Origin of the sequence: Pseudomonas sp. QS1027 (assembly GCF_002814235.1) — a bacterium.
In the GTDB taxonomy this organism is placed as follows: domain Bacteria; phylum Pseudomonadota; class Gammaproteobacteria; order Pseudomonadales; family Pseudomonadaceae; genus Aquipseudomonas.
The window spans coordinates 105,966-120,810 of the sequence record NZ_PHSU01000014.1 but is presented as its reverse complement, the minus strand read 5'-3'; the positions used below and the strand labels follow the sequence as shown (position 1 = coordinate 120,810).

Sequence of the window (14,845 nt, the reverse complement as noted above, 5' to 3'; positions counted from 1 at the left end):
CTTGGGAACGATAGAAGCGGCTCAGCGCGCCCGATGCGCGAGGCCGAAGGTGAACATCAGGGCCAGCACCAGGACCAATCCCTTGACGAAATCCTGGGCGTAATAAGGTGCGTTGAGCATGGTCAGCCCATTGAGCAGCGTGGCCACCAGCAAGGCGCCGACCAGGGTGCCAAAGGCATTGGGCTTTTTCGCGCCGAGCACGGCAAAACCGATCAGCGCCGCGCCGAGGGCGTCGAGGACCAGGCCATTGCCGGAGCTGACATCGCCACGGCCGAGGCGCGCCGCCAGCAACAGGCCCCCCAGGGACGCCAGCAACGCCGACAATACGTAGGCCAGCAGCTTGTAGCGCTGCACCGGCGCGCCGGCCAGGCGTGCGGCCTGCTCGTTGCCGCCGATGGCGTAGAACAGCCGGCCGATGCGGGTTCGCTCGAGAAACAACCACACCGCCAACGCGACGACCGTGGTGACCAGCACCGGAACCGGCACCGTGTCCCACAGGCGAGCGCGTCCCAGGGCGAGAAACAGCGCACTGAAAGTGCCTTCGGCTTCCTCGCCATTGGGCAGGGTCATGCCCACCGCAATCGAGCGCCCACCGGTGGGAATCAGTTGCACGCCGATCACCAGGAACATGCTGCCCAGGGTCGCGAGAATATCCGGCACACGCATCCTGACGATCAGCCAGCCGTTGAGCAGCCCCACCAATGCACCGCCCGCCAGGCTGATCAACACCGCGGGCACCGCGCCCCAACCCAGCACCACCATCACGTAGCTGGCAATCATCAGGCTCATGGCGGCCACCGCGCCGATGGACAGGTCCAAGCCACCGACCGCCATGGTCAGGGTCACGCCAAGGGCCAGCAACGCGACGATCGACACCGATTGCAGGATGATGAACAGGTTGCCGACCCGCAGGAATGCCGGCTCCGCCACAGAAAAAAACACCACGATCAACGCCAGCACCAGCAACAGCCCATAACGGATCGCGGCGTGCAGCCAACGCTGCGAACGCGCGGAGCCGGTGGACAGTGAAACACTCGAATCAGGCACTCGCTCTACTCCTTGGCGAATCGCTACGGGGGGATGTTGCGGGGGCCGCCGTGGCGCTACCGGCCACCTCGGCCACCAGCGCCGCGCGGCTCAGTCCGGCGCGGGGAAACTCGGCAACCACGCCGCCCTCGCGGACCACCAGGATGCGGTCGGCGATCTCCAGGGCTTCGTCGAGATCGGCGCAGATCACCAACGTCGCGCGCCCCGTGGCGCTCTGGCGCAGCAACTGGCCGATCTCGCGGCGGGCGCGCACATCGACACCCTGGAACGGCTCGTCCAGTATCAGCACCCGCCCGTCCCCCAGCAGCCAGCGTCCGAGCACGACCTTTTGCTGGTTGCCGCCGGACAACGCGCTCATCGGCAGGTCGATACCGGCGGTCTTGATCCCCAGCGCGTCGACCTGGGCCTGCACCGCTGTCGCCTCGGCCCGGTTGCGGATAAAACCGGCGCGGGTAAAGCGTTCGAGAAACGGCAAGGTCAGGGTCCGGCGCAGGGAAAAGTCAGGGATCAGTGAATGACTGGCACGGTCCTCGGCGGCGTAGAACACCCCGCAGCGGATCGCCTGGCGCGGTGATCCGGGCTGCCAGGCGACACCGTCCAGTTGCAGCTTGCCGGCCAGCGCCGGGCGCAAGCCGAACAGCACCTCGGCGATCTCGCTCTTGCCGGCGCCCAACAGGCCGGTCAGCACCACCACTTCAGCCTCGTGCAGGTCCAGGTCGAATACCTGGGCATGGGCCACGACTTTGGCCCCACGCCAGCTCAGCACGACCCGCCCCGGCGGGCGCGGCTCGAACGACCGGCTATCGAGTGACTCACCGAGCATGGCGTGAACCGCAGCCGGCAACTGCCCGGCGCCAAACTCCCCGGCCAACTTGCCGTCGCGCAGGACAATGGCGCGGTCGGCGACACGCTGCAGATCGGACAGGCGATGGGAGATATACAGAATCGCCACCCCGCGACTGCGCAAGGTATCGATCAGGCTGAACAGCCGCTGGGCCTCGGTATCCGACAAGGCCGCCGTCGGTTCATCGAGGATCAGCAGGCGCGGCTGCAAGGCAAAGGCCCGGGCCAGCACCACCAGTTGCCGCTCGGCCTGGCCGAGGCATTCGATGGGTTGCTCCAGGGGCAAGCTCAACGCCAGCCCGGCGGCAATACTCGCCGCCCGTGCCAGCAGGCGTTGGCGATTGAGCCAGAAGTCCGCCCCGGGCTGGCACAACTCATCGAGCAAGAGGTTTTCCGCCACGCTCAGACCCGGCGCGATACCTTCGTTGACCTGCTGATGGACAGCAACGATACCGACCCGGCGTGCCGACAGCGGTGAGCTGAAACGCTGTGACTGGCCGTTGACCCAGACCTCGCCGGCATCCTGTCGCTGACTGCCGGAAAGGATCTTCACCAGGGTCGATTTGCCGGCCCCGTTGGCCCCCAGCAAGGCCACCACCTCACCCGGAAACAGTTGCAGGTCGACCTGGTCGAGGGCGCGGTTGGCGCCGAAGGTCTTGCTCAGGTTACGCACCCGGATCAAGGATCCAGGGCTCAAGGGATAAGCGGCCAGGTGTTCGGCGCTCAAGGAATCAGGGCTGACCAAGCTGCTCACCGCCGATGCGCCAGGGAACGTACCAACCGATCACCCAGGCTTTGCACGCCCTGCACCAGGATCACCAGCACGATCACCGTGGCGACCATCACCTGATTGTTGAAGCGCTGGTAACCGTAACGAATCGCCAGGTCCCCCAAACCGCCACCGCCGATGACCCCGGCCATGGATGAAAAGCCGATCAGCATCACCAGCGTCAGGGTGATCCCCGCCAGCAAGGCCGGCAGGGCCTCGGGCAACAGGACTTTGAAAATCACATGGCGAATGTCGCCGCCCATGGACAGGATCGCTTCGATCCGTCCCTTGTCGACGTCATCCATGGCATTTTCGACGATACGGGCAAAGAACGGAAAGGCGCCGATGGTGATCGGCACCACGGCGGCGGTGCTGCCCAGGGTGGTGCCGACAATGATCCGGGTCAGCGGAATCAAGGCGATCAACATCACCACGAACGGCAGCGAGCGACCGAGGTTGACCAGCGCGCTGAGGACGCTGTTCAACCGGGGCATGGGGTACAGGCCACGGCGGCGACTGACAAACAGCAGAACGCCGAGAGGCAAGCCGATCAGCAAGGTAAACAACCCCGCCAGCAACACCATATAAAGCGTTTCGCCCGTGGCATTGAGCAGCAATTGGAAAATCTCGTTCCAGTCGATGGTCCGATTCATGACGGCTCAGCCCTGACCCCGTGTTGCTTGAGAAACCCCACCACCTTCGCCAGTTTCAGCGGCGTGACGGCCCTCTTGAACGGCAGGTTGTAACTCGCCAGCAAGGAGCGTCCGAGGGACGAATCCCGCTCGTCCGGTAATCGTTCCAACGGCCCCGACTCCAGCAACCGCCCCTGATCCAGCACGGCGGCGTGATCGCAGATCGACTTGACCACATCCAGCTCATGGGTGATCAGCACGATGGTCAGCCCCAATTGGCGATTGATATCGCGCAGCAGCTCGAGAATCGATGCCGTGGTTTCCGGATCGAGGGCGCTGGTGGCTTCATCCGAGAGCAGATAGGCCGGCCGCGCCGCCAGGGCCCGGGCAATGCCCACCCGCTGCTTCTGCCCACCGGAGAGCTGCGAGGGAAACGCCTCGGCCTTGTTCCCCAGACCGACCAGGTCCAGCAGCTCACGCACCCGCGCCTGGCGGACGGCCTTGTCGGTGCCGGCGATCTCCAGCGGCACGGCGATATTGTCGAAGACATTGCGCGAATGCAGCAGGTTGAAACCCTGGAAGATCATGCCGATACGCTGGCGCTGTTGGCGCAATGCCTGGTCGGACAACAGCGTCAGGTCCTGGCCGTCGATGACCACGCGTCCACTGCTGGGACGTTCGAGCAGATTGAGACAACGCAGCAAGGTCGACTTGCCGGCACCGCTACGCCCGACAATCCCGTAGATCGCCCCGTCCGGAATACTCAGCGACACCTGGTCGAGGACCGGCGCCTGTCCCGCGCCGTAGCTTTTGCTCAACTGCTCGACGCAGATCATGGCTGGCTGCCCGCCACCACCACCGGAATCACCGAGCCCGAGTAGGTATCGGTGATGAACTTCGCCACCTGGGGCGAGTTGAGGTCCTTGGCCAGCTGTTTGATCCGTGGGTCATCCTGCAATTTCGGGAGAGTCACCAGGATATTCGCGTAGGGATTGTTCGCCGCCTTTTCCAGGCCCAGGGCATCCTTGGCCGGCGACAGTCCGGCCTCCAGCGCGTAGTTGCCGTTGATCACCGCCAGGTCCACATCATCCAGGGCCCGGGGCAACTGCGGCGACTCGATCTCGAGGATCTTCAGCTGTTTCGGGTTCTCGGCAATGTCCTTGGGCGTTGCCTGGTCAATGGCCGGATCGTTGAAGCCGGGCTTGAGCTTGATCAGGCCATTGTCTTGCAGCAGGTACAGCGCGCGGCTGAGGTTGGTGACATTGTTGGGCAGCGCGACGGTGCCCTTTTGCGGCACCTGGTCGAAACTTTTGTGCCGGTGCGAGTAGATCCCCAGCGGCTCGATATGCACGGTCGCCGCCACCACGAATTTCTGCCCGAGGGCCTGTTCCTGGGACTTGAGGTACGGCAGGTGCTGGAAGTAGTTGGCATCGACATCGCCATGGGCCAGCAACTCATTGGAGTTCACGCCGTTGGGAATCTCGATGATCTTGAGGTTCAACTGCGGGTCGATTTTCTGCACATACGCGAGGATCTGCGCATGGGGGACCGGGTCCGCCGCGACCCGCAGCGGCTCAGCCGCCAGGGCGCCGAACGAAGAGAACAGGCCCGCCCATACCGCCAGGGTCAATCCGGTTTTTTTCAACATGCTGATAATCCTTGATCAAGTGACAGGGTCAGGCGCTCAGGGCCTTGGGGAGCAGTGCATCGGCGTAGAAACGCTGGGCAACATCGGGGTGGGAACGCAGGCGGCCCTTGAGGTAGTTCCAGCCCACATCGCGTAACAGTGGATTGGCCGGATCGCTGGCTGGCCCCCGCGCCTCGCGCAGCAGCGCCGTCGGCAAGGGATACAGCGGCACGACCGCGTCCAGCTGCGCACCGAGGAAAAAGGCAATCGACAAACGCTCGCTGCCCACCGGCGGTGACTGCACCCGATGCACCGTGGCCCGCAGATAGCCGTTGGTGGCCAGTTCGAGCAATTCGCCGATATTCACCACCAGGGTATTTTCCCGGGGCAACGCATCAATCCAGCGCCCCTCCTCGACCTCCACTTGCAGACCCGCCTGCTGGTCCTGCAAGAGGAAACTGAGGAAGCCGGAATCCTTGTGGGCACCCACGCCCTGGCGGCTTTCGCCTGGCGCGCGGCCGGGGTAGCGGATCAGCTTGATATGTTCATTCGGCTTGTCGCCATACAGCGGGTCGAAAGCCTCTTCGTGCAACGACAGGGACTGGGCGAACGCGCGCAGCAGGCGCAGCGACATCGCGGTCATCGCCTGCTGCCATTCCAGCAGCAACGGCTTGAGTCGCGGCAGCTCGACAGGCCACAGGTTCGGGCCTTGCAGGCGTGCCCAACGGGGGGTGTTTTCATCCAGCACCAGGGCTTCCCGCTCGGCGCCGACATCGAACTGTTCGCGCAGGTCCGGCTGGCCCCGGGTGATCTCCGAAGCCGCCCGGTTGTACCCGCGAAAGTGTGGCGAGTGAATCATGCCGACGGCGTTTTTCGCCGCCTCGGGCAAGGCAAAGAGCTCCCGGGCGTGGACCTGGACCTGCTGCAACAGCGCACTGTCGATGCCATGTCCGGTCAGGTAGAAGAAGCCCACGTCCCGCGCGGCATGGCGCAATGCATCGAGAAAGCCCTGACGCTGCTCGCAGCTGCCCTCGAGCTGGGACAGGTCCAGCAAAGGTAGCGCGGTGATGTCCAGCGAGTTCGGCATGGTTCACTCCCCTGTGATTTGAAAGGTATTCATCCTGCAATCAGTCGAACTGACACGCCGATAAACAGCTGCTCAAGGCAGGGGAAAGACAAGGACCCCAGCGACTGACCAGCACTGGGTTAAAGCTATACGATCTTAAAAATCCTCAATAAATATCTTTTTTGCATTAGCTTAGGCTGTCGCCAGCGGCCACCACAGCGAAACGCACAATCCACGCGACGGCGCTTCGTCGCAAGACTCCAGGCGGATACCCGCACCGGTGTGCTCGGCGGTGGGCAGTCCCCTGGGAACAGATGGGGCACGCCTCACTCAAGCCTCAGGTCATCATCGACAACGACCCCGGAAAAATACAAGCGCACGAGAAAATACAACGGGATCAGCATACGACCGCTGGTCTCGATACGACTGCCGACACTTTGTGTCACCCCGAACTTTGCCCAAAAATCCGTCTGACTGATGCCCGCCTCCAAGCGATAACGAACAACTTCCCTGACAAAATCAGTCCTGTAATACATGCACGCCCCAGTTGAAAATATGAACGGGGGGCAGTTTTACATGCTCACTCATCGTCCACCACCTATCAATACTTATAGTTTCGCCCTTATGCAAATTGCATAACCATGTAGCCTTCCACACAGGAGTCGGACATGAGATACCTGATAGACACACGTGACAACATAGCCCCCCGTACACTCGTCGAGATGCACAGGCTGCGGGCCTCCATCTTCAAGGAGAAAAAGGGCTGGGATGTCTCGATTATCGATGACATGGAAATAGACGGTTATGACGCCCTGAAGCCGTCCTACATGCTGTTACTGGACGAACAGGAAGAAGATAAAGTTACCGGTTGCTGGCGGATATTACCGACCACCGGCCCTTATATGCTCAAAGACACTTTCCCGCTGTTACTCGACACCCAACAAGCACCGGCCGCCGAGAACATATGGGAACTCAGTCGTTTTGTCATAAAGGCCTCGGACAGCGGACAGGCGGGGTTTTCCAAGACCGCGATGAACGCCATCAGCCATCTGATTTTCCACGCCCATTCATGCCAGGTGGAAAAGCTGGTGACCGTCACCTCCGTGGGCGTTGAAAAGATGCTGATCAAAGCCGGACTCGAACTGGTCCGCCTCGGCCCCGCCATGACCATCGGGGTTGAACGGGCCATCGCCATCGAGGTGTGCCTGAGCGAAAAGACCCTGGCTGCCTTGCGCCAGCATTAGCTCACCTTGACTCAGGCAACCACCGCCCGGAAGGCATCCTCGACCCGCGTCGGTTCCCGATGGTCCCAGGGACGTGCGTTCTCCAGGGCGGTCGCCAGTTGCAACAAGAGCTTTTCGTTGCCCATGCCCGCGACAAACTGGGTGCCGATGGGCAATCCGGCCTTGTTCCAGAACAGCGGGACACTCATCGCCGGCTGTCCGCTCATGTTGAACGGAACGGTCCAGCCCATGTATTGCATGATCGCCTGGGACATGTCGGCAAGCCGGCTGCCCATGCGCAGGGGCCAGTCCATGCCCCATTTACCCAACACCAGGCGCGAAAGCTTTGCCTCCCGGGGATCGAGGCGGAACGCACCGACGGGGACCGGCAACTGGTTGACCGTCGGCGTCACCAGGAGGTCGTAGTGCTGATGAAAGTCGCGCATGATCCGCCCCTGGCGCAGTGCCAGTTCCCTCATCCTGGCAAAGTCGACGGCCTTGAGAATGTGGCCGTAACGGGCCAAGGCCCAGCTACCACTTTCGAAGTCCCGGTAGGTCGCGTGACGTCCGAGCAGACGGATTGAATTGTCGACGAAACTGGCCATTTCGCCACAGACGATCACCAGCATGGCGCGACACAACTCGTCCGGCGAGGACAGCGGCGGATGCGCCTCGATCACCTCATGGCCCATGTCGCGGAGCAGCACCAGGCTGTCCTCCAGCGCGGCCCGGCAGTCCGGGTGCAAGACCCCGCCCATGAAGGGTTCGAAGGTGTAGGCGATACGCAATTTACCCGCAGGCAACTGGCTGGACGCGAGAAAGGAGTCCTCGGGCACCGCCCATTGATAGGCGTCGGCACTGTCCTGGCCGGCGACCAGGATATCGAGCATGGCGGCGCTGTCGCGAACGCTTCTGGACACCGCATGCTCAGTCACCAACCCCTGCCAGACTTCCGAAAAATGCGGGCCGCAGGGTGAGCGACCACGGCTCGGTTTGAGACCGAAGACCCCACACTGCGACGCCGGCATGCGCAACGAGCCGCCGCCATCGCTGCCATGGGCAATCGGTGTCATCCGGGCGGCGACCGCCGCGCAGGAGCCACCGCTCGAGCCGCCCGGCGACAGCCGCAGATCCCAGGGGTTGCGCGTGATGCCGGTCATCTCGGATTCGGTGTAAGGGTGAAGGCCCAGCTCCGGTGTGGCGGTTTTTCCGGCAAACACCAGCCCGGCGCGGCGATAACGCAAGATCGTCTGCGTGTCCTCGGCGGCAATGTAATGCTCGAACAGGCGCGAACCGTTCCAGGTCGGACAATCCTTGATGTCCGCCAGCAGGTCCTTGACCAGGATCGGCACCCCGGAAAGCGGTCCGTCGGGCAGCGGCGCGAGGCACTGTGCCCGCGCCTGCCGCTCAAGCCGGTGGATGACCGCATTCAAGGCGCCATTGCGCGTGTCGATGCGCTCAAGGGCCGCGCCCAGCAGCTCCAGGGGCGTGACCTCGCCCGCCCGAACCAGCTCCGCCAGGGCAATACCGTCCAGACGGTCATACTCGGGAAAATCGAATCCATTCATAGTTCCACTCTGGCTACCCGCTCAAAACGAGCACAGCAATGACATCAGGGCATGACCAGCCCGGAGCGAATGCCCCTGATCACCGCATGCTGTCGAGATTCAGCATTGAATTTGCGCATGAAATTGCTGACATGGTAATTGACCGTGACTTCGGCACAGGAAAGGATCCGGGAAATCTCCCAGGAGGTTTTCCCCGCCGCCACCCACTTCAGGCACTCCAGTTCACGGGCGGTCAACTTCGGTGGAACGTCGAGTTCATCGGCGGATGAGCGCAAATGAATGTACGACTGCATCGCATAGTCACGCATCAGCACCAGCGCCCCGAGACGCTCGGGGTGCAGCGCGTCCGCGGTCGCCGATTCGTCGCAGAGGAAATTCAGCATGCCGAACTCGCCACTCGGCCCATGGATCGGCATGCACAAGCCGGAACGCACATTGTGCGCCCTCGCCGCTTCATACAGTTCCTGTTCCGGGCGCGTGTGAAAGTTGTTTTCCGTCCACAACAACGGCACCGAACTGTTCAGGCAATGAAAGACCACCGGGTCGACTTCATGATAACCGCCCGAATCATAAGCCTCCCGCCAACTTCGCGAATAGTTGCTGATAATAACCGACGCGGTAAAAGGTGAACTGATCGTCGGTTTGATACCGAAAAGAACCGATGAGAACCCCAGTTTTCCCGCCGCCTTGAATAACAACTGGCTCCATTCATCCAATGTCCGACATTGCAAGAATTCTTGAAACATAGCGCCTCCTGTTGAGCATCAGGCCTGCAATCCCATTAATGCACCCTCTCAAGGATGCACCAACCTGACACTTTCCACTGCTGTTCACAAAGGTATGGTTATTCAAGAACCACGCCAACTAACTGTACAGGCAGCACAAATGTAACAAAATATTTCACAAGCAGGAGCAAACTTAGCCAAGACGGCAAGAATGTCAAATTATTTTTTCTTCATGCCCTGGATTCAGCGCGGGCCGGGGCTCGGATCCGTCGCGCAGGCCCCTTCAAGATAGCCTGTCAATGTTTCATGAAAGTGCCTGATCCTCGACTCATGGGTTCGACTCAAGACCAATGAGTCATCTTTCAGCGCTGCCAGCCCTGCGCGCATATTCTTGATATTGTCCATATCCTGGTCGTATACGTAACCTAGCCAGTCGGGCAGTACACCGGCCGCTTCGTAAGTATCATCCGGCGCCATATAAACCGTTGCGGCAGGTTCCGGTCGCGTGCACCCCTTTGGAACATCCACCAGATAGAACAGGTCGAAAATGCAACTATTCTGGTCATTCCCGTTCGGGCGGAAGCGCAAAACCGGAGGCAGCGATATACCCCTGAACAAAATCAGGTTGGGAAACAATGAATACTGCAATACATCGACCGCCTCGGCGTCCGATAAGTTCCTGACATCGCGACCGGATATAAGCCCGTACTGCAAACGCATGATATCGGCCATATAGCGCCGGGCACTGGTCCCTGGCGGCAACCGGGGGCCGGCAGTCTCGTTCTTGCCGTTCTGCACATTCTGGTGGAAGCGGTCCATGATCTCCTGGTCGGCAATCGGCGCGTGATCTTCCCCGACCTGCAAGCCGACGGCATGGAAACTTCGACTCACATGGCGCTCTCCCGGCCGCACGTCGTATTGCAGGATGTCACTCAGGTGGGCCCAGGTATGCCCATGGGTTTGCGCCGCATGCAGGCCCTCCATGAACGACTCCATGACGTTCTTCCAGTTGGCGGGCAGGATGTGCTGGCTGTGACCGGCGATGTACTTGCCTTCGTAGCGATTGACCTGCAACTCGGCCGGCAGGCTTTCCATATAGCTGTGCAGGGATTCGCAGCCGGCATCCATGTTGATGAAGACAAAGCCGCCCCAGGTGTCGACCTTGACCTCGAGCAGGCGCCGGCCTTTCCAGTCCAGGTCGGGGAAATCCCAGGCGGCGGGGATGCGCTTCAGGGCACCGTCCAGGTCCCAGGCGAAACCATGGTAGGGACAGCGCAGCTCCCTGACACTGGAATCCCCGGCGCACAGGCGGCGGCCGCGATGGCGGCAGCTGTTGTAGTAGGCCTTGATCTGCTCGGTGTCGCTGCGCACGATGATGAATGACAGGTCGCCGATCTCATACAGGGTCAGGTCGCCCACCTCGGGGATCTGCTCCTCGCGAGCGGCCATCTGCCAGACCCGCGACCACATCCGATCCATTTCCAGGCGATGGAAATCGGCCGACAGATAGGCCTCGCGGTCGATGCTCTGGAGCTGCGGCCGCGCCGGAAAATGCTCGCGCATGTCCGCGCAGATCGTCTCCTGGCCATCGTTGTCCAGGACATCCTGGTAGGTCGCGGGCATCGACAAGTCCGCGACGTGATCTATGAGCCTGCTGTTCATCCTGCCTCCTCGACCTTTGCCAGGTCCGCCCGGGAAACGTTCAAGGGTTTGCCTGGCGGGTGTCGCCAGCACTGCCCAGGTTCTTGATATAGGTCGCCACCACCTCGAGCAGACCCAGGTTGTTATAGAGCCCGAAGTGGTCCATGCCGCTGATTTCCGAGTAGTCGACACCGGCGTGCAGTGCGCTGAAACGCCGGGACTCCTGGGGGCTCACCGCTTCGTCGCAACTGCCGGCAATCACATGACAGGGGATCGTCAGCAACACCTCCTGCAACGGCTGTTCACCGACCTGCAGCGCGGTGATGGCGCGGCTATAGCAATACAGCGACTCCGGCGATTCGAACGGCAGGCTGGTCAGGTGAATCAGGTTCGGGTCGGTGGCATCGAGGATTTCGCTGGTCTGCCGGTGTTGCTGCGCCTCTTGCGCATTGCCCTCGCCAGAGCGGGCGAAAAACGACGCATGGAAGCGTTCGGCGGTGCTCCTGGATTGCGAAATCAGCGGCAGCACCTGCCGCAGGTTGCGCATGAACGCCGTTTCATCCTCCTCCGCCCCCACCAGCCCATAGGCACCATTGATCAGCGTCAGGCTCGCCAGTTGCTCCAGGCCTCGGGCGTGGTAGGCGATGTAGGCCCCGGAACACCAACCGATGACATGGGCCTTCTCGATATTGAAGTACTCGAAAATCGTCTGCAGGTCCCCCACATGGGCCTGCACGCTGACATCGATCCGATCGATATCTTCCACCGGGCTGGGGATGCCCCGGCTTTCCCAGGTCACGAAGCGGAAATCGTCTTCCAGGGACTCCCGTAGCCGATTGGCCAGCTCCAGCGGCATGCCTACCGCATTGATGAAGATCACCGTTTCCTTTTGCCGATCCCGGGAGGCATAGACGTTCAGCGGGACCTGGTCGGCGGTATCGACGACATACTGGCGCAGCAGTTCCGGTTTGCGCAGGCTCAAGGCCTCCACGCCGCCGGCGATGTAGGCCTCGATTTCGTCCAGGTTCAGGCGACAGCCCGCGCCGTCGGCCCGCAGGAAGGTCTTGGTGTTGTGGATGTAGGGGTTGTAGAACACGGTTTTGCGCGCCAGCAGTTTCTCCACCGCCGAGGCATTTTCCAGGGTGCCTTCATCGACCCGCAGGCCCATCAGGTCGACGGCCCGGGAGATGATCTCGAGCAGCGCACTGACCGCGATATTGCTCGCGGAGGTGGCGTGGAAGATCCCTCTCGGTCGCTCGGGCAAGGTGTTGTAGACGGCCATGATGTCCCGGCAGACCTCGTCCACCGGCACCAGGTTGATCTTGGCCTGCGGATTGCCCGACAGCCTGACGGTCTGCTCGGTGTTGCGCATGGCCCGCTTGAGCCGGCTGAGCTCGCGAATGAAGCCGTAGAGTCCGGTACTGCTACCGCCGGCGGATTTCGACAGGCGTGGGCCGATGACAATCGAAGGCCGGATGATCACCAGGTTGATCCCGCTGGCCGCGCACAGGCGGTCGATCAGATGCTCGGCCGCGCATTTGGTTTCTTCGTAGTAATTGTTGAACTGCGAGCCCTCGTGCAGCGCTTCACCGACCTCCCCCGAGCCGACACCCGCGGTGTAAGCGGTCGACACGTAGAAGAAAGTCTTGCAGCGCAGCCCCAGGGCCGCGTCAAAGGCATGGTTCAGGCCATTGATATTGTGCTCGTAGATGATCTCGCGGTTCTTTTCCTCGAAGTTGAGCGACGAGGCAAAATGAAAAAACACCGCCTGGTCCTCGACCTCCGCCCTCGCCCCGGCGATATCCAAGCCCAGCAGCGGCAGCGTGATATCGGCCCGGCGCGCCTTGAGCCCATCGAAGTACAAACGCCCGCCCACCGGATAGTGCGCGCCCGCGCTCAACACCGCATCGCGGATACGGTGCCGGCATTCGTTGTCATCGCGGCCCCTGACCAGGCAAGTGACTTCATACTCGCCGGTCAACAGATGCTGGTGGATAAAGTGGCTGCCCAAAAAGCCGGTGCCGCCGGTTACATAAAGCTTTTTCATGTCGCGTTCCTCGCAACGGTGGGGTTCCACCCGGCTGTCCCAGCCCGGTCCTTGTATCCTCAAGCCGGCTCGCTGGCCATCCGCAGGGCCATCTGGCGCAGCTCGCCCTTGGCCACCTTGCGCAGACCGGCACGGGGAAAATCATCGAGAAAAACAATCTCACGGGGGCGTTTGAAGTCCGCCAGGCGTTCATGACAGGCCAGCAGGATGCGTTGCCGGGCCAGCGCCTGGTCCGCACGCCCCTCGGCATTGAGTACGGCAAACAACACGGGGATCTCCGTGAGCAAGGCATCGGGCCTGGAGATCACCGCGACTTCGCTGATGACCGCACTGGCGTAGGCGGCGAACTCGATCTCCGCGGCCGAGACGTTCTCGCCGCCGACCTTGATGATGTCCTTCAGGCGAACATCGAAGAACAGCACCTGGTCGTCGTTCTGGAAAAAACGGTCGCCGGTGATATACCAGCCATCCTCGGTAAACGCCTCGCGGGTCTCCCGTGGCTTGTTCAGATAACCGACGAACAAGGTCCGGCCGGGCTCGCCGGCCAGCTCCAGGGCGCCGCTGATACGCGCCTTGAACGGCCCGGCGTCGTCACGCACCTCGCTCATCCGATAGGGATATCCGCTCACCGGCTTGCCGATCGAATAATTGGCATCCGCGCCCTCGGCCGACGAGGTCACGCAGCCCAGCGCGAACAGCTCGGTCATGCCCCACCAGCCCAGCGTCCTGACGCCGAACCGAGCCTCCACGTCCTGGTTGCGACTCGGAAACCCCCAGAAGCGAAAGCTGTGTTGCGCCGGGACATCGAGTGCCGCCAGGGCATGACAGACGAAGGGCAGGATGGCGGCCCAGGTGCATTGGAAACGCTGTGCGTCGTTCCAGAACCTGGCCGGGTTGAAAACCCGTCGCAGGACCACCGCCGCACCGGCAAACAGTGACGAGAGCAATTGATAGGAGAACGCCATCGTATGGCAGAGCGGGAAGAACACCAGGGTCACGTCCCGTTCGCTGAGCCCCAACTGGCGGATATTGCTCTGCGCCGCCCATTGCAGATGGGCGTGGGAAATCACCACACCCTTGGGCCGGCTGGTGGTCCCGGAGGTGTAGAGCACCAGGACCGGATGCTCGGCGGCGACCGGCGCGATGGGCACCACCTCCCGCGCGTCCTCACACAGCGCCTCGATCGACGGAAACAACCGCAACCCCGGCGTTTCCTCGCCAGGCCCGGCCACCACGAAAACAGTCGGACACCCAGCGGCCGGCGGGCTGTCGAACAACGCCAGGCACTCGCTACTGGTGACGATCATCGAGGGCGCCGCATCGCCCGACACATAGTGCATTTCCTCCTGGCTGAGGCGGCTGCCGACCACCACCGCCGTCGCCCCCAACCGGGCACAGGCAAAGACCAGCAACGGGACATGCACTTCAGTGTCCAGGCACACCAGCAAGCGCTCCCCATACTTGAGGCCCGACTGTGCGAGAAAAGCCGCCGCCGCGCCGACCGCGCGATCCAACTGCCCATAGCTGAGCCTGGCATCGCCACCCAGGTCCGGCAGATACAGGGCGGTACGCTCGGCATGCAGAGCGCAGATACGCCCCAGCTCCCGGCACACATTGTGTTCATCACCCGCGTTCGACTGTTGCATCTCAACTTCTC

The 14,845-nt window shown here is 62.0% G+C and carries 13 protein-coding genes; 1 reads left to right on the top strand and 12 read right to left on the bottom strand.

From position 1 onward, the window contains the following. Positions 1–21: 21 nt before the first annotated feature. The 7 genes from CWE01_RS13570 to CWE01_RS13540 all read right to left on the bottom strand — a co-directional run bounded on the left by CWE01_RS13570 (position 22) and on the right by CWE01_RS13540 (position 6,520). The gene (locus CWE01_RS13570; protein ID WP_100941040.1) at positions 22–1,047 is read right to left on the bottom strand and encodes an ABC transporter permease; all 1,026 of its coding nucleotides are present in this window, start codon (positions 1,045–1,047) and stop codon (positions 22–24) included. Continuing rightward, positions 1,040–2,602 (bottom strand): sugar ABC transporter ATP-binding protein, encoded by a 1,563-nt coding sequence (locus CWE01_RS13565; protein WP_100941169.1) that lies wholly within the window; start codon positions 2,600–2,602, stop codon positions 1,040–1,042. The genes CWE01_RS13570 and CWE01_RS13565 overlap by 8 nt, the downstream gene beginning before the upstream one ends. Before the next feature lie 38 nt (positions 2,603–2,640). Beyond that, complete coding sequence (locus CWE01_RS13560) at positions 2,641–3,312, bottom strand: methionine ABC transporter permease (RefSeq protein WP_100941039.1); 672 nt, start codon at positions 3,310–3,312, stop codon at positions 2,641–2,643. Next, positions 3,309–4,127 (bottom strand): methionine ABC transporter ATP-binding protein, encoded by an 819-nt coding sequence (locus tag CWE01_RS13555; RefSeq protein ID WP_100941038.1) that lies wholly within the window; start codon positions 4,125–4,127, stop codon positions 3,309–3,311. The genes CWE01_RS13560 and CWE01_RS13555 overlap by 4 nt, the downstream gene beginning before the upstream one ends. After that, positions 4,124–4,939, bottom strand: a complete 816-nt coding sequence (locus CWE01_RS13550) for a MetQ/NlpA family ABC transporter substrate-binding protein (protein ID WP_100941037.1) — start codon at positions 4,937–4,939, stop codon at positions 4,124–4,126. The genes CWE01_RS13555 and CWE01_RS13550 overlap by 4 nt, the downstream gene beginning before the upstream one ends. 28 nt (positions 4,940–4,967) lie before the next feature. Further along, a complete protein-coding gene (locus CWE01_RS13545; protein ID WP_100941036.1) occupies positions 4,968–6,005 on the bottom strand; it encodes an isopenicillin N synthase family oxygenase in 1,038 nt (345 codons plus the stop codon). Positions 6,006–6,310: 305 nt separating this feature from the next. Then, positions 6,311–6,520, bottom strand: coding sequence for a helix-turn-helix transcriptional regulator (locus tag CWE01_RS13540; protein ID WP_100941035.1), 210 nt, complete (start codon positions 6,518–6,520; stop codon positions 6,311–6,313). A gap of 132 nt (positions 6,521–6,652) precedes the next feature. On the opposite strand from CWE01_RS13540, the gene CWE01_RS13535 reads away from it, so the two are divergent. Further along, positions 6,653–7,228 (top strand): acyl-homoserine-lactone synthase, encoded by a 576-nt coding sequence (locus CWE01_RS13535; protein ID WP_100941034.1) that lies wholly within the window; start codon positions 6,653–6,655, stop codon positions 7,226–7,228. 11 nt (positions 7,229–7,239) lie between these two features. Here CWE01_RS13535 and CWE01_RS13530 read toward each other — a convergent pair whose 3' ends face one another. From CWE01_RS13530 to CWE01_RS13510, 5 genes are all read right to left on the bottom strand, one after another. After that, a complete protein-coding gene (locus CWE01_RS13530) occupies positions 7,240–8,775 on the bottom strand; it encodes an amidase (protein WP_100941033.1) in 1,536 nt (511 codons plus the stop codon). A 44-nt stretch (positions 8,776–8,819) separates the two neighbouring features. Further along, complete coding sequence (locus tag CWE01_RS13525) at positions 8,820–9,521, bottom strand: LuxR family transcriptional regulator (protein WP_100941032.1); 702 nt, start codon at positions 9,519–9,521, stop codon at positions 8,820–8,822. Positions 9,522–9,743: 222 nt separating this feature from the next. Continuing rightward, entirely contained in the window at positions 9,744–11,162 is a 1,419-nt protein-coding gene (locus CWE01_RS13520; protein ID WP_100941031.1) for a Rieske 2Fe-2S domain-containing protein, read from the bottom strand. Between the two features lie 40 nt (positions 11,163–11,202). Beyond that, positions 11,203–13,188 carry an alpha/beta fold hydrolase gene (locus CWE01_RS13515; protein ID WP_100941030.1) on the bottom strand — a complete coding sequence of 662 codons (1,986 nt, stop codon included), beginning with the start codon at positions 13,186–13,188 and terminating at the stop codon, positions 11,203–11,205. 59 nt (positions 13,189–13,247) lie between these two features. After that, a complete protein-coding gene (locus CWE01_RS13510) occupies positions 13,248–14,834 on the bottom strand; it encodes a class I adenylate-forming enzyme family protein (RefSeq protein ID WP_100941029.1) in 1,587 nt (528 codons plus the stop codon). Between the last annotated feature and the right edge of the window lie 11 nt (positions 14,835–14,845).